The organism is Allobosea sp. NPDC055353 (assembly GCF_053644975.1).
Window position 1 is genome coordinate 165,058 of the sequence record NZ_JBSHMC010000004.1, and the last position, 18,373, is coordinate 183,430.

The window sequence follows — 18,373 nt, forward strand, 5'->3', positions numbered from 1 at the left end:
ATGGCCTGTCGGCCGGCGGCTTACTTGGCTTTCGGGCGGACCGACATCGCCAGCGTATACTGGTCGGCGCGGCCCGCCAGGGTGAGGTCGGACTTGAAGGCCCAGATGCCGCTCTCGAAGTGCAGCGGGATGAAGGCGTAGTCGTCGACGACGATCTTGCCGGCCTCCTGCAGGAGCTGCGAGCGCTTGTCGTCGTCGAGCGTCGAGATCGCCTCGCGGATCAGCTTGTCGAACTGGTCGTTCTTGTAGCCGCCATAGTTCGATCCGCCGATCGTCTTGGCCTCGTTCGGGGTCGGCGGCCACTGGCGCAGGAAGGAGGCCGCCTCGCCGGTGCCGGAACCCCAGCCGCCGATCGCGACGGAGAATTCCTTCTTGGCGCGGCGCGGGAAGTAGATCGCGCGCGTCATCGCGTCGACCTCGGTCTTGATGCCGATCTGGGTCAGGTACTGCGCGACGGCCTGGGTGATCTGGCTGTCGTTGATGTAGCGGTCATTGGTGGTCGAGAGCGTGAGCTGGAAGCCCTTGGCGTAGCCGGCCTCGGCGAGCAGCTTCTTCGCCTGCGCCGGGTCATAGGCCAGCTTCGGCGGGTTCGGCCGCGTGCCGGACATGCCGGTCGGCAGGTACTGGTAGGCCGGCTCCGCCGCACCGTCCATGATGCGCTTGACGATGGCGTCGCGGTCGATGGCGAGCGACATCGCCTTGCGGACGCGCAGGTCCTTCAGCGGATTCTTGCCGTCCTCGGACTTGACGAAGGGGCTCTGGTCGCGGGCGACGTCGAGCTGGAAATAGACCACGCGGGTCGAGGGCGTGATGACATGGCTGAAGCGCTTGTCGTCCTTGATCCGGCCGAGATCGCGCGCCGCCGGGTTCTCGATCACGTCGTAGTCGCCGGCGAGCAGCCCGGCGAGACGCGGGCCGGCATTGGTCACCGGCAGGAAGCGCACGGTCGCCCAAGGCTCGGCCTTGCCCCAATAGCTCGGGTTGCGCTCGAGCTCGATCGCGGAACCGCGCACATAGGATTTGAGCTTGTAGGGGCCGGTGCCGATGGCGAGCGTGCCGTCGTTGAAGCCGGTCACGGTCGGCCAGGGGCCGGTGACGCCGCAATTCTTGGCGACATCGTAGCTGATCGGGCCGTGCTCGACGATCGAGGCCGAGAGGATGCTGAGACCCGAAAGCAGGTTCGGCAGCAGCGGCTCGGGCTCCTTCGTGTTGATCACCAGCGTCTGCGCGTCGGGCATTTCGACCGAGGCGAAATTGCCGGTGGTATCGGCGAAGGAATCCGAGACCTTGGTCTCGTTCTTCAGCGTGCGGCAGAAAGTGAAAACCACGTCCTCAGCGGTGAAGGGCTTGCCGTTGGTGAACTTCACGCCGTCGCGCAGCTTGAAGGTCCAGCGGTTCTTGCCGTCGTTCTGCCAGGAGGTCGCGAGGTTCGGATGCAGCTTCTGCTGCTCGTCCTGGCGCACCAGCGAATCGAAGATGTGCTGGGCCAGCGCATTGTTGGGAGAGAGGTCATGGTAGTGCGGATCGACCGCCGTCGGCTCCGACGACAACGCGATGCGCAGTGTCTGCGCCGAGACCGCCGTACCGGCGAGGCAGGCGGCCGCGAAAGCCGCGAGGAAAAGGGGTTTACGCATGGTGTGGTCCGCTCCCGGTTGAGAACCGCTTTTGACAGCTTTATTTTCGTCCAGTAGCAAACATGAAAATTTTCGAACGTCAATCGGGTAGCCGCGCATGTCTCAGGGCCTGAAGCCGACGACCGATCTCTCGAACCGGATCGCCCGGATCTACCCCTCGCTGAGCAACGGCCACCGCCGTGCCGCGGATTTCGTGCTGCAGCATCCGCTCGACGTCGCGACCATGACGATCGAGGGGCTGGCCGAGGGCAGCGGCACCTCCAACGCGACCGTGACGCGCTTCGTCCGGGCGCTCGGCTATGGCGGCTATGGCGAGTTCCGCGGCGCGCTCTCGTCTGCTCTGAAATTCGCCCATGACCCGGTCGACAATTTCGCCGGCGCCCGCTCCGCCGCCGGCTCGATCTTCGCAACCTTCACCGCCGCGCTCGCCGACCAGAACGCCAATCTCCAGGCCGCCCGCGACGGGCTCGACGAGGCGTCCGTGACCAAGGCCGTCGAGCTGTTGCTGAAGGCGCCGCGCGTCTTCATCGCCGCCTCGGGCGCGAGCCACCATGTCGCCTCCTTCCTGGAGGACGGGCTCGCACTCTATCTCGATGCCGACGTGACCTTCGCCTCCTCGCGCACCGGGCCGGAGCGCGCCATCCGGCACATGATGTCGGCGCGCCCGGATGACCTCGTCGTCGCGATCGCGGTGCCGCGCTATTCGCGCGCCACGCTCGATCTCGCGACCTTCGCCAAGAAACGCGGCGCGGCGCTGCTGGCCCTGACCGACAGCCCGACCTCGCCGCTCGCTCCCGTCGCGGACGTGACCCTGTTCGCACCGGCCCGCAGCCGGCTGCTGCCGAATTCGCCGACCGCGGTCTTCGCATTGGTGGATGCGCTCATCGCCGCCATCGCGCGCGAGCGCCCGGACGCGGTCGAAGCCCTGAAGGAGCTGAGCGAAAATCTGCTCTGGACGTTCCACCAGTAGCGGGCAGCAGGCTCAGGCCGCTCCGACGCGCGCTGCCGCGAAGCGCTCGCGCAGCCAGCGCGCTGCCGGTCCGCAAGGGCGCTGCTTGTGCCAGACCATTTCCAGTGCGACCGGCAGGTCGAAATTGTCGAACTGAAGATCGGGTGTGACGAGATCGGCCGTCACCGGCGAATTCTCGATGACATAGCTGGAGACGAAGGCCCAGCCGATGCCCTGCTTGACCAGTTGCAGGATCACCCAATGGCTTTCGACCCACCAGACCTCGGCCGCGACGCGCAGGCGCTGCTTTTCCGGCCCGTCGCCACGCGCCGCGACGAGGATCTGGCGATGCCGCTTCAGCTCCTCCCAGTCGACGCGCGTGCCGGCCAGCGGATGCCCCTTGCCACAGACGAGCTTGATCGGCACCCAGCCGACCGTCTGGAAGCCGAGCTCAGGCGGCAGCACCTCCTGGCGCCACATCACGCCGATATCGGCCTGGCCGGCCAGGACGAGCTGGCTGACATCCTCCATCAGCGGGAACAGCAGCTCCAGCTCGACATGCGGGAACTGCCGGGCGAAATCGGCAAAGAGCGCGCCCAGCAGATGCTCCGGATAAAGCTCGTCGATGGCGACGACGAGCCGCGTCTCGACATGGCTCTCGAAGCTGCTGGCGACGCCGATCAGGTGTTCGCGGCGATCCAGGATGACCTTCGCCTCGCGCAGGAGCCGCTCGCCCGCCGCGGTCAGCACGGGATTGCGCCCGGCCCGACTGAACAGCGCGACGCCGAGATCCTCTTCCAGATTGGCGACCTGCGTGCTCACCGCCGACTGCGCCTTGCGCAAAGCCCGCCCCGCTGCCGAGAAGGAACCCTGCTCGGCCGCCGCGACGAAGGCTTCCAGCTGCTCGAAGGAGACATTCATCTATCTGGCAATCAGATATAACCTAACTTGAGAAAGCCAGATTTGACGATAGAAGGCAGCACGTCAACGAGAACAACAGGTGTTTTGGATGTCGATGCGTTCTTTTCCCGACCGGGTTCGCCATACGGTGCTGTTCGAGGTGCTCGGGCTTGCGCTGGTGATCCCCGGCGGCGCCATGCTCTTCAACCTGCCGGCGACCCATATGGGCGTGATCGGTGTGGGCTCGGCGACCGTCGCGACGCTCTGGAACTTCGTCTACAATCTCGGCTTCGACCACGCGATGCTTCGCCTCATCGGCCACACCCGCAAGAGCCTGGCGTTGCGCGTGCTGCATGCGCTGCTGTTCGAAGGCGGCCTGCTGGTCCTGCTGCTGCCGCCGATGGCCTGGTATCTGGGCATGGGCCTGTGGCAGACCTTCGTGATGGACCTCGCCATCGTGGTTTTCTACGTGGTCTACGCCTTCCTCTTCAATCTGGCCTATGACCGGGTCTTCCCGATCCCCACGGTGCCGCAAATGGCCGCAGCCTGAGCCGCTTTGCCGCTCTGACCGGCGAAAGTCTCCGGTTTCCCCTCTGCATGCCGGCAGCCTATGCCACGGCAGCCATGGACATTCGCCGGCGATCGTATTTTGATCGAAGCGGAACCATCGGGACGGCCTGCTCCGTCCCGGCCGGGATTGCGTGACGCGGCATCAGGCCGCGCCGGGGAGAAGCGATGACAGGTAAGATTTATGATGGCCCGGGCGCTGCGCTCGAAGGGCTGCTTTTCGATGGCATGACGATCATGTCCGGGGGCTTCGGCCTGTCGGGCAATCCCGAGAGCCTGATCCCGCAGATCCGCGATTCCGGCGTCAAGAACATCACCGTGATCTCGAACAATGCCGGCGCCGACGGCTTCGGCCTGTGGATGCTGCTGCAGACCCGCCAGATCAAGAAGATGATCGCGTCCTATGTCGGCGAGAACAAGCTGTTCGAGCAGCAATATCTCGCCGGCGAGCTGGAGCTGGAGCTGAACCCGCAGGGCACGCTGGCCGAGCGCATCCGCGCCGGCGGCGCCGGGATCCCGGCTTTCTATACCCGGACCGGCGTCGGCACCGTCGTCGCCGAGGGCAAGCCGGTCGAGGAATTCGAAGGGCAGCTCTATGTCCGCGAAACCTGGCTGCGCGCCGACCTCGCCATCGTCAAGGCCTGGAAGGCCGATACCGCCGGCAATCTCGTCTATCGGAAGACCGCGCGGAACTTCAATCCGAACATGGCGACCGCCGGCAAGGTGACGGTGGCCGAGGTCGAGGAGATCGTGCCGATCGGCTCGCTCGATCCCGAGGCGATCCACACGCCCGGCATCTATATCGACCGCGTCATCAAGAGCACGATCAACGAGAAGAAGATCGAGAAGCTGACCGAGCGCAAGAGGGAGGCCGCCTGATGTCCTGGACCCGCGAAGAGATCGCAGCCCGCGCCGCCAAGGAATTGAAGGACGGCTTCTACGTCAATCTCGGCATCGGTATCCCGACGCTGGTGGCGAACTACATTCCCGACGGCGTCAACGTCACCTTGCAGTCCGAGAACGGCCTGCTCGGCATCGGCCCCTTCCCCTATGAGGGCGAAGCCGATCCCGACCTGATCAATGCCGGCAAGCAGACCATCACGATCCTGCCGAGCTCGAGCTTCTTCTCCTCGGCCGACTCGTTCGCGATGATCCGCGGCGGCCATATCGACCTGACCATCCTTGGCGCCATGGAAGTGGCGGCGAATGGCGACATCGCCAACTGGACCATCCCCGGCAAGATGGTGAAGGGCATGGGCGGCGCGATGGATCTCGTCGCCGGCGTCAAGAAGGTCATCGTCGTGATGGAGCACGCCAACAAGGCGGGCGAATCCAAGGTGCTGGAGCGCTGCACCCTGCCGCTGACCGGCGCGGGCGTGGTCGACCTGATCGTCACCGATCTGTGCGTGATGAGCTGCGCCAAGGAAAACGGCGGCGGCCTGACCCTGGTCGAGCTCGCGCCGGGCGTCACGCTCGACGAGGTCAAGGCCAAGACCGGCGCACCCTTCACCGTCGCGCCAAGCCTCGCAAAGGCCGCGTGAGCGGGTTCCTCCGCGCACGGCCGGCGACGACTGAGGCCATGCTGGCCGCGTTCTCGGACGCGGCCACGTTGCGTTCTGCGCTCGCCTTCGAGGCCGAGCTCGCGCGCGCCGAAGCAGCAGAGGGCCTGATCGGCGCGGAGGCGGCCGAAGCCATCGCGGCGCTCTGCGCGACGATCGCGATCGATCCTGCCGAACTGGCGGAAGAAGCGGCGCTCGCCGGCACGCTGGCGATCCCGCTGGTCGCGCGCCTGCGCGCCGCCCTGAGCGGCGAGGCGGCCAAAGCCCTCCACAAGGGCGCGACCAGCCAGGATGTCGCCGATACCGTATTGGCCTGCCAGATCCACGCTGCGAGCGACCTGCTCGACCACGACCTGACACGCATCACGACAGCGCTTGCCGGCCTCGCACGACGCCATGCCGGGACCCCCGCCATCGGCCGAACGCTATTGCAGGACGCCTTGCCGATCGGCTTTGGCCTGCGCATTGCGCAGTGGCAAGCCGGCGTTGCGGAAGCCGCGACTCGTCTCCGCCGCGAGGTCGAAACGGGTGCCGCCCTGCAATTCGGCGGCGCCGCCGGCTCCCGTGCCGGGCTTGGTGGCAAGGGTGCGGCTGTCTCCGCCCGCCTCGCCGCGGCGCTTGGGCTACCCGATGCGCCGCCCTGGCATGCTCGTCGCGGCGGCATCGCCGGCATCGCGACGGCGCTCGCCATCGCCATCGGCGCGCTCGGCAAGATGGCGCGCGACGTCTCGCTTCTCGCCCAGAACGGCATCGCGGAAGCCCGCGAGCCGGCGATCCCCGGCCGCGGCGGCTCTTCCGCCATGGCGCATAAGCGCAACCCGACCGGCTGCCAGATCGTGCTTTCGGCAGCCTTGCGCGCACCCGGCCTCGTCGCCGGCATCCTTGCCGGCTTGCCCGCGGAGCAGGAACGCGGCCTCGGCGGCTGGCAGGCGGAAGGCCCGGCGCTCGCCGATCTCTTCCTGCTCGCCGCCGGCGCGGCCGATGCCATGGCGGCGGTCGCGGAAGGTCTGGAGATCGACGAGGCCGCCATCGCCCGCAATCTCGCGGTGGCCGGGCTCGGCAACGATATCGGCGAGAGCGCAGGCCTGGTCGCCGCTCTGCTCGCGCAGGACGATTGAGGAACCTACGATGCCTTTCGCGACGAGCAGCGGCGCCCGCATCTACTGGAAGCTGGAGGGCAGCGAGGACAAGCCGACGCTCGTCCTGCTCAACTCGATCGGCACCGATCTCGGGCTCTGGGATGCGGCGATGCCCGCCCTGCTCACCGCCTTCCGGGTGCTGCGGTTCGACACGCGAGGCCATGGCGCCTCCGATGCGCCGGGGGGCGACTATTCCCTCGCCCTTCTGGCCGACGATGTGGCCGCGGTCATGGACACAGCCGGCATCCCGCAGGCCGCGATCGCCGGCGTCTCGCTCGGCGGCATGATCGCGATGGAACTGGCGCTCTCCAAGCCCGAGCGCGTCTCTGCACTGGCGCTGATCTGCACCTCCGCGACCATGGACAAGGCGGCCTGGCAGGATCGCGTCGAGAAGGTTCGCACCGGGGGCACGGCGGCGATCGCCGATCTCGCCATGCAGCGTTTCCTGTCACCTGCTTTCTCCGCGGGGCAGCCGGCTATCGCCGAGAGCGTCCGACGCAACCTCGTCGCCATGAATAGCGAAGGCTATGCCGGAGCCGGCGCCGCGATCCGCGACATGGAGCTGATCGGGCGCATTCCCGCCCTCGCCTGCCCGACGCTCGTGATCGTCGGCGGGCGTGACGCCTCCACCCCCTTCGCCGGCCATGGCGAGAATCTCGTCGCCGCGATCCCCGGCGCCGCACTGAAGCAGCTCGATTGCGGCCATCTTGCCCCGCTCGAAGCACCTGCGGCGCTGGCCGGCGTCTTGCGCGCCTTCCTTTTGCCCGGTCCGGATACCGCAGATGCAGCGGAAACCTTGTTCGAAGCGGGCCTCGAGAACCGCCGCCGCGTGCTCGGCGATGTCTGGGTCGATCGTTCGCTCGCCAACCGCACGCCCTTCAACGCCGAATTCCAGGCGATGATCACCCGCATCGCCTGGCAGGAAATCTGGAGCCGGCCCGGCCTCGACGACCGCACGCGCCGGCTGCTCGTGCTGGCGATCACCGCGAGCCTCGGCCGTTGGGAGGAATTCCGCCTGCATGTCCGCGCCGGCCTGACGCGCGGCGGCTTCACGCAGGACGACCTCAAGGAGGTGCTGATGCAGACGGCGATCTATGCCGGCGTCCCCGCCGGCAACACCGCCTTTGCCGAAGCCGCCGCGGTCATCAAGGACATCGAGGCGGCTGGGTAAGCCGCCTCAGGCCTTGGACCGATAGTCCGAGGGCGACACGCCCGCCCGCTTGGCGAAGAAACGCGAGAAATAGGCGGGATCGGAAAAGCCCAACCGGAACGATATCCGCGAGATCGACATCGACGTGTAGACCAGATCGCGCCGCGCCTCGATCATCAATCGGTCCTGGATGACGCGCGCGGCCGAGCGGCCAAGCAACTCCCGGCAGGAGCGCGAGAGGTGCGGCACCGAGGTGCCGAGCACGCGCGCATAATCCGTCAGCGCATCGTGATGCTGGAAGCGCGTCTCGACCTGCTCGACGAAGCGGCGGACGAGCCCCGCCCGTGCATCCCGCGCCGGTTCCGCGACCGCCCGCGCCCCGCGCATCGCCCGCACGAACCAGGCCGCGATCAGATCGGCATAGGCGCCGAGCGAGAATTCCCGCACCGGCCGGTTGGCGGCGAATTCGCCCATCGCCAGCCTGAGCGTGGCATCGAGCCCGGCATATTGCACCCCGCCGACCGGCACATGCAGCACCGCCGCGCCGCCCAGCAGCGCGCGTGCCTCCGGCTCGTTGCCGAACAGGCGCTTCAATGAGGTCGCCGCCGCGCTGGCGACGAAGCCGTCGGTATCGTCGAGGAAGGCGAACTCATGGATGGTCGATGGCGGCAGCAGCAGCACCGAGCCCGGCGAAAGGGCATGCTCTCGGCCATCGACGCGCGTGCGCCCTCCCCCCGCCGTGACGAGAAAGAACTGGAACAGGTCGTGATGCATATGCGGCTGGATCGTCCAGCCATGCAGGGAACTGCGAGCCACGATCGGCTCGATATGCAGCGCGTCGGGAAAGCGCTCCGTCAGACGCTCGCCATAGAGCCAGTAGGCGGGGACGCTTCGGCTGGACATGTCGCACTCACGATCGATTTGTCCAAGACAATGCGCGAATCCTCCATTTCGTCAACGGCAGCGAAAGCGTTAGCCTCTGCCTGCGGATCGAACGGTGCAAACCGCCGTTTCGCGGGAGGCAAAGAAGAACGATGCGGACGCAGGTCGCCATCGTCGGCGCCGGACCCGCCGGGTTGCTGCTCGGGCAGCTCCTGTCGCGCGCCGGCATCGACAACGTCATCCTCGAACGGCGCAGCGCCGATTACGTGCTGTCGCGCATCCGCGCCGGCGTGCTCGAACAGGGCATGGTCGATCTCCTGCACGAGGCCGGCGTCGGCGAGCGGCTCGACCACGAGGGCCTCGTCCATGACGGCTTCTCCCTTGCCTTCCAAGGCGCGCTCCACCGTCTCGACCTCAAGGAACTCAGCGGCGGCAAGACGGTCACCGTCTACGGCCAGACCGAGGTCACACGCGATCTGATCGAAGCCCGCCAGGCGCTCGGGCGGCCGGCGATCTACGAGGCCGAGAACGTCGCGCTCCACGATTTCGACGGCGCCACGCCGCGCCTGACCTTCCGGGCCGACGGGCAGGAGCAGGAGCTGCACTGCGATTTCATCGCCGGCTGCGACGGCTATCACGGCGTCTCGCGCGCCTCCGTCCCGGCGAAATCAGTGCAGACCTTCGAGCGGGTCTACCCCTTCGGCTGGCTCGGCCTGCTGGTCGACCGGCCACCGGCCGCGCATGAGCTGGTCTATGCCAATCACGAGCGCGGCTTCGCGCTCTGCTCGATGCGCTCGGCCGAGCGCAGCCGCTACTATGTCCAGGTCCCGCTGGAGGAGAAGGCCGGGAACTGGTCCGACGACGCCTTCTTCGACGAATTGCGCCGCCGCCTGCCGGCGGAGGTCGCCGATGCCGTGCAAACCGGCCCCTCGCTGGAGAAAAGCATCGCACCGCTGCGCTCGTTCGTCGCCGAGCCCATGCGCTTCGGCCGGCTTTTCCTGGCGGGAGACGCCGCCCATATCGTGCCGCCGACCGGCGCCAAGGGGCTCAATCTCGCCGCCAGCGATGTCCGCTACCTCTTCGACGCCTTCCGCGAGCATTATCGCGACGGCTCGAATGCCGCGCTCGACGACTACTCGACCCGCGCGCTCGCCCGCGTCTGGAAGGCCGAACGCTTTTCGTGGTGGATGACCAACCTGCTGCATCGCTTCCCGGAGCGTGACGGCTTCGACCAGCGCATCCAGCAGGCGGAATTCGACTATCTCGTCCATTCGCGCGCCGCGGCCACCGCCGTTGCCGAGAACTATGTCGGCCTGCCTTATTGAGGGCATTGCCCTCGCGGCAGAAAATTGCGTTGGTGACAACAAGAGGCACGGCGCCATGGCGGCGACCGGCCCGAGCAGCTAGAGCTTCGACCCACGCAAGGCATTTGCGGGATCGCAGGCAGGATCGGGAGGAGATGGAATGACCAAGGGTTTCCTGAACAGGTTGCTGCCAGCCGGCGCGCTGGCGCTGGCCGGAGCGCTCACGCTCGGTGCCTCCGCCATGGCGGACACGATCAAGGTCGGCATCATCGGGCCGTTTTCCGGCCCCTTCGCCCTGCAGGGCAAGAACTTCCAGGCCGGTGCCGAGGCCTGGCTGGCCCAGAACGGCAAGAGCGTCGCCGGCCACGATATCGAGCTGGTCTATCGCGACCTGCCGACCGCCAATCCGCAGCAGGCCCGCGCGCTGGCGCAGGAGCTGATCGTGCGCGACAAGGTGCAGTATCTCGGCGGCGTCTATTTCACGCCGGACGCGATGGCGATCACCCCGCTGCTGAAGCAGGGCAATGTCCCGCTGGTGATCTTCAATGCCGCGACCTCGGCGATCATGAATTCCTCGCCGCTGGTGGTGCGCACCTCCTTCACCCTGTCCCAGACCACGACACCGCTCGGAAAGGCGGCGGTGGAGCGCGGCGTCAAGAAATTCGTCTCGATCGTCAGCGATTACGGCCCGGGCGTCGATGCCGAAACCGCCTTCAAGAAGGCGATCGAAGCGGCCGGCGGCGAGGTCAAGGAAGCGATCCGCATCCCCCTCAACACCACCGAGTTCAGCCCGATCATGCAGCGTATCCGCGATGCCGGGGCTGAGGGCGTCTTCGCCTTCCTGCCGTCGGGCCCGCCGACGCTCGGCTTCGTCAAGGCCTTCAGCGACACCGGCCTGAAGAAGGCGGGCGTCAAGCTGTTCGCGCCGGGCGACCTGACCCAGGAATCGGACCTGCCGGCCCTTGGCGAGGCGGCCGCCGGCCTGATCACCTCGTTCCACTACGCGGTCTCGCATGATTCCGAGATCAACAAGCGCTTCGTCGCTGCCGCCGAGAAGGCGATCGGCGCGCCCGATCTGCTCTCCTTCCCCGCTGTCGGCGCCTATGACGGGATGTTCGTAATCTCCAAGATGATCGCGGCCACCGCCGGCAAGCAGGATGCCGAAAAGGCCGTCGAGGCGGTGAAGGGGCTTGGCTGGGAGAGCCCGCGCGGCCCGGTCAAGATCGATCCGGAGACCCGCCACATCACGCAGACGATCTATCTGCGCGAAGTCGCGAAGGATGCGCAGGGCCGCTGGATCAACAAGGAGATCGCCAGCGTGCCGGAGCAGAAGGATTCCGGCCTGACGAAGTAACGGCCCCAAGCCTGAAACGCGGCGGGAGCGCGCAAGCTCCCGCCTTCCGCTCCCGTTCGACGAGGCCCGCAGCATGCAGACCGCGCTGAGCATCGCCATGGACGCGCTGGCCTATGGCATGGCGCTGTTCATCATCTGCATCGGCCTGTCGCTGACCATGGGCCTGATGCGGGTGGTGAACCTCGCCCATGGCGCCTTCGCCATGATCGGCGGCTATATCGCCTCCTATGCCGCCCGCGATCTCGGTCTCGGCTACGGCTTCGGCATCGCGCTGGCCGTGATCGGCACGATCATCATCGCCGTGCCCCTCGAGCGCCTGCTCTATCGCCGCATCTATGACCGCAGCGAGCTTTCCCAGGTGCTGATGACGATCGGCATCACCTTCTGCGTCATCGGCATCACCAACTATTTCTTCGGTCCGACACTGAAGACCATTCCCCTGCCGGCAGAGCTCGCCCGCTCGGTCGATCTCGGCTTCCGCAGCATCGCCGGCCATCGCCTCTTCGTCATCGCGAGCGGCCTCGTCGTGGCCGGCGGCCTGTGGTTCCTGATCGAGCGCACCGGCTTCGGCATCCATCTGCGTGCCGCCGTCGAGAACGCGCCGATGGCGCGGACGCTCGGCATCCGTACCGAGATCATCTATGCCGCGAGCTTCGCGCTGGCGATCGGGCTTGCGGCCTTCGGCGGCGTGGTCGGCGCCGAGTTCCTGCCGATCGAGCCCTATTACGCGCTGCGCTACATGGTGACCTTCCTCGTCGTCGTCTCGGTCGGCGGCGCGGGTTCGATTCCGGGCGCGCTGGCGGCCAGCCTGCTGCTCGGCGCCATCGACGTCACCGCGCGCTACCTCGTGCCGGATTTCGGCAATTTCTTCTTCTATCTCGCGGTGATCCTGGTGGTCTGCGCCTTCCCGCGCGGCCTGATGGGACGGGCGCAGTAGCATGGCAACCGCGACGACCATGCCCGCTACCCCCTCCGCAAGCCGCACGCTCGGCCGCGACCTCCTCGGCCTCGCCGTGATCGCGCTCGTGGGCCTGGCCGGCTATTGGCTGTTTCCCGACAATCTCGCCTTCCTGACCCGCGTGATCTCGGTCGCGCTGCTCGTCCTCTCGCTCGACCTGATCGTCGGCTATTGCGGCGTCGCCTCGCTCGGCCAGGGCGCGCTCTATGGCGCCGGGGCTTATGCTGCCGGCATCGCCTGCGTCCACGGCATCACCGACCCCGTCCTGCTCATCCTGATCGGCGCGGCGGCAGGTGCCGTTATGGGACTCCTGATGGGTGCGATCATGCTGCGTGCCCATGGCCTGCCGCAGCTCGTGCTCTCGATCGCCATCGTCCAGCTCCTGCACGAGGCCGCCAACAAGGCCTCCTCGATCACCGGCGGCAGCGACGGCTTGTCCGGCATGAGCCCTGCCCCGCTCTTCGGCCTGTTCGAGTTCGATCTCTGGGGCCGCAGCGCCTATCTCTTCGGCCTCGGCCTGCTCCTGATCGTCTTCGCCGTGCTGCGCTTCGTCACCCGCTCGCCCTTCGGCATGGTCTGCCGCGGCCTGAAGGAAGACCCGCTCAGGATCAGCGCACTCGGCATCTACGCCTTCCCCGTCCTGCTCAAGATGTTCGTCATCTCCGGCACCGTCGCCGGCATGGGCGGCGCGCTCGCGGCCATCGCGACGCAGGTCGTCGGGCTCGACAGCGTGAGCTTCGAGGTTTCTGCCAATGCGCTCGTCATGCTGGTGCTCGGCGGCATCGGTCATCTCTACGGCGCGCTGATCGGCACGGTGATCTTCATGACGCTCGAGCATGTCGTCGCCGCGATCAACCCCTTCCACTGGATGACGCTGGTCGGCGCCGTGCTGATCGCCATCGTGCTCTTCGCCCCGCGCGGACTTTCCGGGACATTGGACGAGATTGCCCGCCTGCTGACGCGCGACCGCTGGGGGGCCGGCCGATGAGCGCGGTCTTCGAAGTCTCTGGCCTCTCCAAGGCGTTCGGCGGGCTGAAGGTCAACAGCGACATCTCGCTGGCAATGAACGAGGGCGAGCGCCTCGCCCTGATCGGCCCGAACGGCGCCGGCAAGACCACCTTCGTCAATCTCGTCACCGGCCGCATCCCGCCGAGCGCGGGCAGCGTCCATCTTGCGGGCGAGGACATCACCGCTCTCGGCGCCGTCAAGCGCGTCAGGCGCGGCCTGGTTCGCACCTTCCAGGTCACGCGCCTCTTCCCCGACATGACGCCGGAAGAGCATGTCGTGATGACCATCCTGCAGCGGCTCGGCCGGGCGACGCGCATCCTCGCCCGCTTCCATGGCGATTCAGAAGCGACAGACGAAGCCGCCGAAATCCTCGCCACGCTCGGCCTGACCGAGGTCGCCCGCCGCAAGGTCGCGACGATCGCCTATGGCCAGCAGCGCCTGCTGGAGATCGCGATCGCGCTGGCGCAACGCCCCAAGGTGCTGCTGCTCGACGAACCCGCCGCCGGCGTGCCCTCCAGCGACACACCGCGCATCGAGGAGGCGCTGGCGAGGCTGCCTGCCTCGCTGGCCGTGCTGATGATCGAGCACGACATGGATCTCGTTTTCCGCTTCGCCAGGCGGGTCGTCGTGCTGGCTGCGGGCGAGCTGATCTTCCAGGGCCTGCCGGCCGAGGTCGCGAGAGACCCCAAGGTCCGCGAAGCCTATCTCGGGAGCTATGCCCATGCCGGCAGCTGAGCTCGACGTCCGTAACCTGAGCGCCGGCTACGGCCAGACCCATGTGTTGGAGGATGTCTCCTTCGCGGTACCGGCCGGCGGGCGCCTCTCCATTCTCGGACGCAACGGCATGGGCAAGACCACGCTGATGGCGAGTCTGATGGGGCTGACCCGCCGCTATGCTGGCAGCATCAGCCTCGGTGGGCAGGATGTCACTGCGCTCGGCACGGCGGCCCGCGCCCATGGCGGCATCGGCCTCGTCCCGCAGACCCGCGAGATCTTCAAGGGCCTGACGGTGGAGGAGAACCTCTTCGCTGGGCTCAAGGGCCGCCCGCGAACGGCGATCGAAGAGGCCTATGCGCTCTTCCCGCGCCTTGGGGAGCGGCGCCGCAATCTCGGCTCCCAGCTCTCCGGCGGCGAGCAGCAGATGCTGGCGACCGCGCGCACCATACTCGGCCAGCCTTCAGTGCTGCTGCTCGACGAGCCGCTGGAGGGCTTGGCGCCGGTCATCTGCGACATGCTGATGGAGGCTTTCGGCCGCCTTGCCAACAGCGGCGCGATGACGATCCTCTTCGTCGAGCAGCGGCTGGAAAGCGCGCTCGCCTTCGCCGATGACATCATCATCCTCGAACGCGGCCGGATCGTCTGGTCGGGCAAGCCGGACGCGCTGCGGGCGGATGCCGACGTGCTCGAACGCCATATCGGCGTCGGCGGGCTTCACTGAGGGTGCCACCCCTAGAAACGCGGGTCATCCCGGCCGGAGCGAAGCGTAGGGCCGGGATCCATTCCTGAACCTCTACCAGCAGCGCTCCGGCATGGATCCCGGGTCAAGCCCGGGATGACGGCGTGTTTCCTTGCAAAATGACGACGCGTGAACCTCACACCACCAGATCGAGCGGCGGCACCGGCTCGCCGCGCGAGACGTGCTGCATGTTGGCGAACATGCGCTTCACCACCGGCGCGAAATTGTCGGATGCCATGGCAGCGAGATGCGGCGTGGTCACGAGGTTGTCGAGGGTCAGCAACGGGCTGTCGGCCGGCAGCGGCTCGATCTCGTAGACATCCATCGCCGCGCCCGCGATCTCCTTTGCCCGCAGCGCCGTCACGAGATCGGTCTCGTTGACGACGCCGCCGCGCGCGACATTGATCAGCACGGCCGTCTTCTTCATCTTCCTGAGCGCCGCGAGGTCGATCAGGTCCTTGGTCTCGGGCGTCAGCGGGCAATGCAGCGAGACGACATCGGCCTGCGTCAGGATCTCCTCGATCGAGGCATGCTTCACGCCGAGCGCCGCCTCCTCGGCGGCATCGAGCGGCGTGCGCTTGCTGTAGAGGATCGTGCAGCCGAAGCCCTTCAAGAGCTTGGCGACATTCTTGCCGATCGCGCCCAGGCCGACGATGCCGACGGTCTTGCCGGAGAGCGTATAGGTGTCCGACGGCAACTGGCCCGTGCGCCAGTTGCCCTTCTTCAGCTCGGCATTGCCATAGGCGATCAGGCGCAGCGTCGAGATCGTCAGGCCGATCGCGAATTCAGAGACGGCGACCGCATTGGAGCCGGTCGTGCGCGCGACCTTGATGCCGAGCTCCTTGGCGGTGGCGATATCGATATTGTCGTAGCCGACGCCCCATTTATGCAGCAGCTTCAGCTTCTTGGCGGCGCGCAGCACGTCGCCGGAAACGCCCACCTGGCCGGAGATCGCGTAGTCGGCCTGGGCGATGATCTCTTTCATGTGCTCGTCGCCGCGGGCGGTGCCATGGGTCAGCACGAAGCCCTCAGGCAGGAATTCGCGCAGGCGGTCGGCCCGCTCGGGCGTGGTCATGTCGAGGAGGCAGATGGTCTCGGGCATGGGATGGTCCAGTCGCAGGATCGGTGAAGATATCGGGTCAGATGGTGAAGCGGGCGCCGGCGCGGGCGAGCCCGCCGGAGATGGCGACGGGCGTGCCGTCGGCGCGCCAGCAGGCGGCACCGGTCAAGGTACCGTCCGGATTGAAGGCAATGGCGTTCATGCCGCCGGCGACGCGGGGCGAGCGCACCACCTTGTGGCCGCGCGCGATCAGCGCCTGCGCCACCGCCTCGGGGATGGCTTCCTCGAGTTCGAGCACGCCGCCCTCGGTCCAGACGCGCGGCGCCTCGACCGCCTCCTGCAGGCTCATGCGGTGGTCGATCAGGTTGACGATCGCCTGCAGCGCCGACGGGAAGATGCGCAGCGCGCCGGGCAGGCCGAGCGCAAAGGCGAGCCGGCCATCCTTCACCGCCATCATCGGCGCCATCGAGGTGAAGACCCGCTTGCCCGGCGCGATCGAGAGCGCGCGGCCGGGGTGGGGGTCGAAGTTGTACATGTAGTTGTTGGCGATCATGCCGGTGCCGGGGATCTGCACGCAGGCGCCGAACAGCCCGTTGATCGTCTGCGTGGCGCTGACGACATTGCCCATGGCATCCGCGACGGTGACATGGGTGGTGTCGGCGGATTCGCCGCCGGAGAGCCCGGCCGTCCAGCTCTTCGCCTGCTCCATTGCGATCAGGGCGCGACGCTCGTCGGCATAGGCCTTGTCGATCAGCTTGGCGACCGGGACCTTGACGAAGGCCGGGTCGGCCGTCGCCACGGCGCGATCGGCGAAGGCGATCTTCAGGGCCTCGGCCAGCAGATGCACGGCATCGGTCGAGCCGAAGCCGAGCGAGCCGATATCGTAGCCTTCCAGGATGTTGAGCATCTGCGCGATATGCACGCCTGAGGACGAGGGCGGCGGCGGGCCGATGATCTCGTAGCCGCGATAGGAGCCCCGGATCGGTTCGCGCAGTTCGATGCGGTAGTTCGCGAGATCGGCCTGATCGATCAGCCCGCCATTTTTCGCCATGTAATCGGTCAGCGCCCGGCCGAGCTTGCCGCCGTAGAGCGCCTCCGGCCCCTCCGCCGCGATCAATTTCAGGCTCGCGGCATACTCGGTCTGGACAAGCCGCATGCCCGGCTGAAGGGGCTTGCCGCCCGGCAGCAGCATCGCCGCGAGGCCCGGATCACGCGCGAGATCGGCGGCATTGTCGGTGATGCAGTTCGAGAGATAAGGCGTCACCACGAAGCCGCGCTCCGCCAGCCCGATCGCCGGCTGGAGAACATCGGCCAGCGTCAGCGTGCCGAAACGGGCGAGCGCCTCGCACCAGCCCTTGAGCGCGCCGGAAACCGCGACCGCCTTGGCGCCGACCACGTTCTCGCGGTCGCGCGTGTCGCGCTGCTTGCCGATCTCGTCGGACAGGCATTCGTACATGTCGGCCGTCGCCTTGCCCGGCGCGGTCGAGAGATTATCGATCACGACATGGCGGCCGTCGGCGAGCCGGATATGGCTCAAGCCCCCGCCGAGGATGCCGACCATCATCGGCTCGGCCACCGTCAGCGCGAAAAGCGAAGCGACGGCCGCATCGATGGCATTGCCGCCGGCGAGCAGGATCTGCGCGCCGGCCGCCGAGGCGAGCGGATGGTTGGTGACGACCATGCCGCGCGAGCCACTCGCCGGCTTCTTCTCGCAGGTGAAATCGGCGATGCGCGGGGCGGGAACGGGAGCGTTCATAGCGGCCTCGTCAGCCTTTCGCCGCGGCGATGGCGTCGAGCACCATCTTGGTCGCGCCGGAGATGTCCCCGAGCTTCTCGCCCGCCTTCACCCGAGCCTGGCTGCGCTCGCCGCGCTCCTGCCGGGCGATGGCGGCGTCGGCAAGCGCCTCGGCCTCGGCGCGGGGCAGCACCAGCACGCCGGATTCGTCCGCGAGGATGACGTCGCCGGCCTTGACCGGGACATTGCCGCAGGAGATCGGCAGGTTCAGCGTGCCGCCGAGATTGTAGAGCCGGGTCGTGATCGGCGACATGCCGCGGCACCACATCGGAAAATCGGAATCCTCGATTTCAGCGAGGTCTGTGCAGGGCCCGTCGACGATGCCGCCGACCGCGCCGGCAGCCTTCGCCGCGACGGTCACGCCGCCGCCCCAGCAGGCATGCTTGTCGTCGCCGAGCCGGTCGACGACGAGGATATCGCCCGGACGCAGCAGGCCGAGCGTGTGATGCAGCAGGGTCGAATCCTGGCCGGGGATCGCCAGCGTCACCGCCGCCGCGGCGATGCGCTTGCCGCGCAGCAGCGGCTGGATGCCGCGATCCATGAAACCCCAGTGCTGGGAATGGCCGATGGTTGCGGTCTCGACCTTCTGCAGCTTCTCGACCAGCGCCGCCGGGAGCTGCTCGGGCATGGCTTCGATGCGATAATCGGGCATTTCTCT

18 protein-coding genes are annotated in these 18,373 nt (G+C 67.4%); 12 read left to right on the plus strand and 6 right to left on the minus strand.

The features are described from left to right. Nucleotides 1-20: 20 nt before the first annotated feature. Nucleotides 21-1,634, minus strand: a complete 1,614-nt coding sequence (locus tag ACWIEX_RS23870; protein ID WP_454035408.1) for an ABC transporter substrate-binding protein — start codon at nucleotides 1,632-1,634, stop codon at nucleotides 21-23. Between the two features lie 97 nt (nucleotides 1,635-1,731). On the opposite strand from ACWIEX_RS23870, the gene ACWIEX_RS23875 reads away from it, so the two are divergent. Beyond that, on the plus strand, nucleotides 1,732-2,604 hold the full coding sequence (locus tag ACWIEX_RS23875; RefSeq protein WP_454035409.1) for a MurR/RpiR family transcriptional regulator: 873 nt from the start codon (nucleotides 1,732-1,734) through the stop codon (nucleotides 2,602-2,604). Nucleotides 2,605-2,616: 12 nt separating this feature from the next. On the opposite strand, the gene ACWIEX_RS23880 is transcribed toward ACWIEX_RS23875, so the two are convergent. Continuing rightward, complete coding sequence (locus ACWIEX_RS23880) at nucleotides 2,617-3,504, minus strand: LysR family transcriptional regulator (RefSeq protein WP_454035410.1); 888 nt, start codon at nucleotides 3,502-3,504, stop codon at nucleotides 2,617-2,619. A gap of 94 nt (nucleotides 3,505-3,598) precedes the next feature. On the opposite strand from ACWIEX_RS23880, the gene ACWIEX_RS23885 reads away from it, so the two are divergent. The 5 genes from ACWIEX_RS23885 (at nucleotide 3,599) to pcaDC (ending at nucleotide 7,919) form a co-directional block, all read left to right on the plus strand. Next, complete coding sequence (locus tag ACWIEX_RS23885; RefSeq protein WP_091860814.1) at nucleotides 3,599-4,033, plus strand: PACE efflux transporter; 435 nt, start codon at nucleotides 3,599-3,601, stop codon at nucleotides 4,031-4,033. Between the two features lie 185 nt (nucleotides 4,034-4,218). After that, nucleotides 4,219-4,929, plus strand: a complete 711-nt coding sequence (locus tag ACWIEX_RS23890; protein ID WP_454035411.1) for a CoA transferase subunit A — start codon at nucleotides 4,219-4,221, stop codon at nucleotides 4,927-4,929. Beyond that, nucleotides 4,929-5,591 (plus strand): 3-oxoacid CoA-transferase subunit B, encoded by a 663-nt coding sequence (locus ACWIEX_RS23895; protein WP_454035412.1) that lies wholly within the window; start codon nucleotides 4,929-4,931, stop codon nucleotides 5,589-5,591. Before ACWIEX_RS23890 ends, ACWIEX_RS23895 begins: the two co-directional genes overlap by 1 nt. Next, nucleotides 5,588-6,727 carry a lyase family protein gene (locus tag ACWIEX_RS23900; protein ID WP_454035413.1) on the plus strand — a complete coding sequence of 380 codons (1,140 nt, stop codon included), beginning with the start codon at nucleotides 5,588-5,590 and terminating at the stop codon, nucleotides 6,725-6,727. The genes ACWIEX_RS23895 and ACWIEX_RS23900 overlap by 4 nt, the downstream gene beginning before the upstream one ends. Before the next feature lie 10 nt (nucleotides 6,728-6,737). Continuing rightward, nucleotides 6,738-7,919, plus strand: a complete 1,182-nt coding sequence (pcaDC, locus tag ACWIEX_RS23905; protein WP_454035414.1) for a bifunctional 3-oxoadipate enol-lactonase/4-carboxymuconolactone decarboxylase PcaDC — start codon at nucleotides 6,738-6,740, stop codon at nucleotides 7,917-7,919. Nucleotides 7,920-7,925: 6 nt separating this feature from the next. On the opposite strand, the gene ACWIEX_RS23910 is transcribed toward pcaDC, so the two are convergent. Then, nucleotides 7,926-8,801, minus strand: coding sequence for a helix-turn-helix domain-containing protein (locus ACWIEX_RS23910; protein WP_454035415.1), 876 nt, complete (start codon nucleotides 8,799-8,801; stop codon nucleotides 7,926-7,928). Between the two features lie 131 nt (nucleotides 8,802-8,932). On the opposite strand from ACWIEX_RS23910, the gene pobA reads away from it, so the two are divergent. From pobA to ACWIEX_RS23940, 6 genes are all read left to right on the plus strand, one after another. Continuing rightward, nucleotides 8,933-10,105 carry a 4-hydroxybenzoate 3-monooxygenase gene (gene pobA, locus ACWIEX_RS23915; RefSeq protein ID WP_454035416.1) on the plus strand — a complete coding sequence of 391 codons (1,173 nt, stop codon included), beginning with the start codon at nucleotides 8,933-8,935 and terminating at the stop codon, nucleotides 10,103-10,105. Nucleotides 10,106-10,244: 139 nt separating this feature from the next. Beyond that, entirely contained in the window at nucleotides 10,245-11,438 is a 1,194-nt protein-coding gene (locus ACWIEX_RS23920; RefSeq protein ID WP_454035417.1) for an ABC transporter substrate-binding protein, read from the plus strand. Between the two features lie 73 nt (nucleotides 11,439-11,511). Beyond that, on the plus strand, nucleotides 11,512-12,375 hold the full coding sequence (locus ACWIEX_RS23925; protein ID WP_454035418.1) for a branched-chain amino acid ABC transporter permease: 864 nt from the start codon (nucleotides 11,512-11,514) through the stop codon (nucleotides 12,373-12,375). A gap of 1 nt (nucleotide 12,376) precedes the next feature. Then, nucleotides 12,377-13,384, plus strand: coding sequence for a branched-chain amino acid ABC transporter permease (locus ACWIEX_RS23930; RefSeq protein WP_454035419.1), 1,008 nt, complete (start codon nucleotides 12,377-12,379; stop codon nucleotides 13,382-13,384). Then, a complete protein-coding gene (locus ACWIEX_RS23935; protein ID WP_454035420.1) occupies nucleotides 13,381-14,139 on the plus strand; it encodes an ABC transporter ATP-binding protein in 759 nt (252 codons plus the stop codon). Before ACWIEX_RS23930 ends, ACWIEX_RS23935 begins: the two co-directional genes overlap by 4 nt. Beyond that, a complete protein-coding gene (locus ACWIEX_RS23940) occupies nucleotides 14,126-14,842 on the plus strand; it encodes an ABC transporter ATP-binding protein (RefSeq protein ID WP_454035421.1) in 717 nt (238 codons plus the stop codon). The genes ACWIEX_RS23935 and ACWIEX_RS23940 overlap by 14 nt, the downstream gene beginning before the upstream one ends. Before the next feature lie 154 nt (nucleotides 14,843-14,996). Here ACWIEX_RS23940 and ACWIEX_RS23945 read toward each other — a convergent pair whose 3' ends face one another. The 3 genes from ACWIEX_RS23945 to ACWIEX_RS23955 are packed head-to-tail and all read right to left on the minus strand — an operon-like array spanning nucleotide 14,997 to nucleotide 18,367. Next, a complete protein-coding gene (locus ACWIEX_RS23945) occupies nucleotides 14,997-15,962 on the minus strand; it encodes a 2-hydroxyacid dehydrogenase (RefSeq protein ID WP_454035422.1) in 966 nt (321 codons plus the stop codon). A gap of 37 nt (nucleotides 15,963-15,999) precedes the next feature. Beyond that, nucleotides 16,000-17,676, minus strand: coding sequence for a cephalosporin acylase I (locus tag ACWIEX_RS23950; protein WP_454035423.1), 1,677 nt, complete (start codon nucleotides 17,674-17,676; stop codon nucleotides 16,000-16,002). A 10-nt stretch (nucleotides 17,677-17,686) separates the two neighbouring features. Beyond that, nucleotides 17,687-18,367: an RraA family protein gene (locus ACWIEX_RS23955; RefSeq protein ID WP_454035424.1), complete on the minus strand. Its 681-nt coding sequence runs from the start codon at nucleotides 18,365-18,367 to the stop codon at nucleotides 17,687-17,689. Nucleotides 18,368-18,373: the final 6 nt, after the last annotated feature.

Coding starts and splice junctions, on each gene's coding strand:
- ACWIEX_RS23870 (WP_454035408.1), bottom strand. CDS start 1,634: ATGCGTAAACCCCTTTTCCTCGCGGCTTTCGCGGCCGCCTGCCTCGCC.
- ACWIEX_RS23875 (WP_454035409.1), top strand. CDS start 1,732: ATGTCTCAGGGCCTGAAGCCGACGACCGATCTCTCGAACCGGATCGCC.
- ACWIEX_RS23880 (WP_454035410.1), bottom strand. CDS start 3,504: ATGAATGTCTCCTTCGAGCAGCTGGAAGCCTTCGTCGCGGCGGCCGAG.
- ACWIEX_RS23885 (WP_091860814.1), top strand. CDS start 3,599: ATGCGTTCTTTTCCCGACCGGGTTCGCCATACGGTGCTGTTCGAGGTG.
- ACWIEX_RS23890 (WP_454035411.1), top strand. CDS start 4,219: ATGACAGGTAAGATTTATGATGGCCCGGGCGCTGCGCTCGAAGGGCTG.
- ACWIEX_RS23895 (WP_454035412.1), top strand. CDS start 4,929: ATGTCCTGGACCCGCGAAGAGATCGCAGCCCGCGCCGCCAAGGAATTG.
- pcaDC (WP_454035414.1), top strand. CDS start 6,738: ATGCCTTTCGCGACGAGCAGCGGCGCCCGCATCTACTGGAAGCTGGAG.
- ACWIEX_RS23910 (WP_454035415.1), bottom strand. CDS start 8,801: ATGTCCAGCCGAAGCGTCCCCGCCTACTGGCTCTATGGCGAGCGTCTG.
- pobA (WP_454035416.1), top strand. CDS start 8,933: ATGCGGACGCAGGTCGCCATCGTCGGCGCCGGACCCGCCGGGTTGCTG.
- ACWIEX_RS23920 (WP_454035417.1), top strand. CDS start 10,245: ATGACCAAGGGTTTCCTGAACAGGTTGCTGCCAGCCGGCGCGCTGGCG.
- ACWIEX_RS23925 (WP_454035418.1), top strand. CDS start 11,512: ATGCAGACCGCGCTGAGCATCGCCATGGACGCGCTGGCCTATGGCATG.
- ACWIEX_RS23930 (WP_454035419.1), top strand. CDS start 12,377: ATGGCAACCGCGACGACCATGCCCGCTACCCCCTCCGCAAGCCGCACG.
- ACWIEX_RS23935 (WP_454035420.1), top strand. CDS start 13,381: ATGAGCGCGGTCTTCGAAGTCTCTGGCCTCTCCAAGGCGTTCGGCGGG.
- ACWIEX_RS23940 (WP_454035421.1), top strand. CDS start 14,126: ATGCCGGCAGCTGAGCTCGACGTCCGTAACCTGAGCGCCGGCTACGGC.
- ACWIEX_RS23945 (WP_454035422.1), bottom strand. CDS start 15,962: ATGCCCGAGACCATCTGCCTCCTCGACATGACCACGCCCGAGCGGGCC.
- ACWIEX_RS23950 (WP_454035423.1), bottom strand. CDS start 17,676: ATGAACGCTCCCGTTCCCGCCCCGCGCATCGCCGATTTCACCTGCGAG.
- ACWIEX_RS23955 (WP_454035424.1), bottom strand. CDS start 18,367: ATGCCCGATTATCGCATCGAAGCCATGCCCGAGCAGCTCCCGGCGGCG.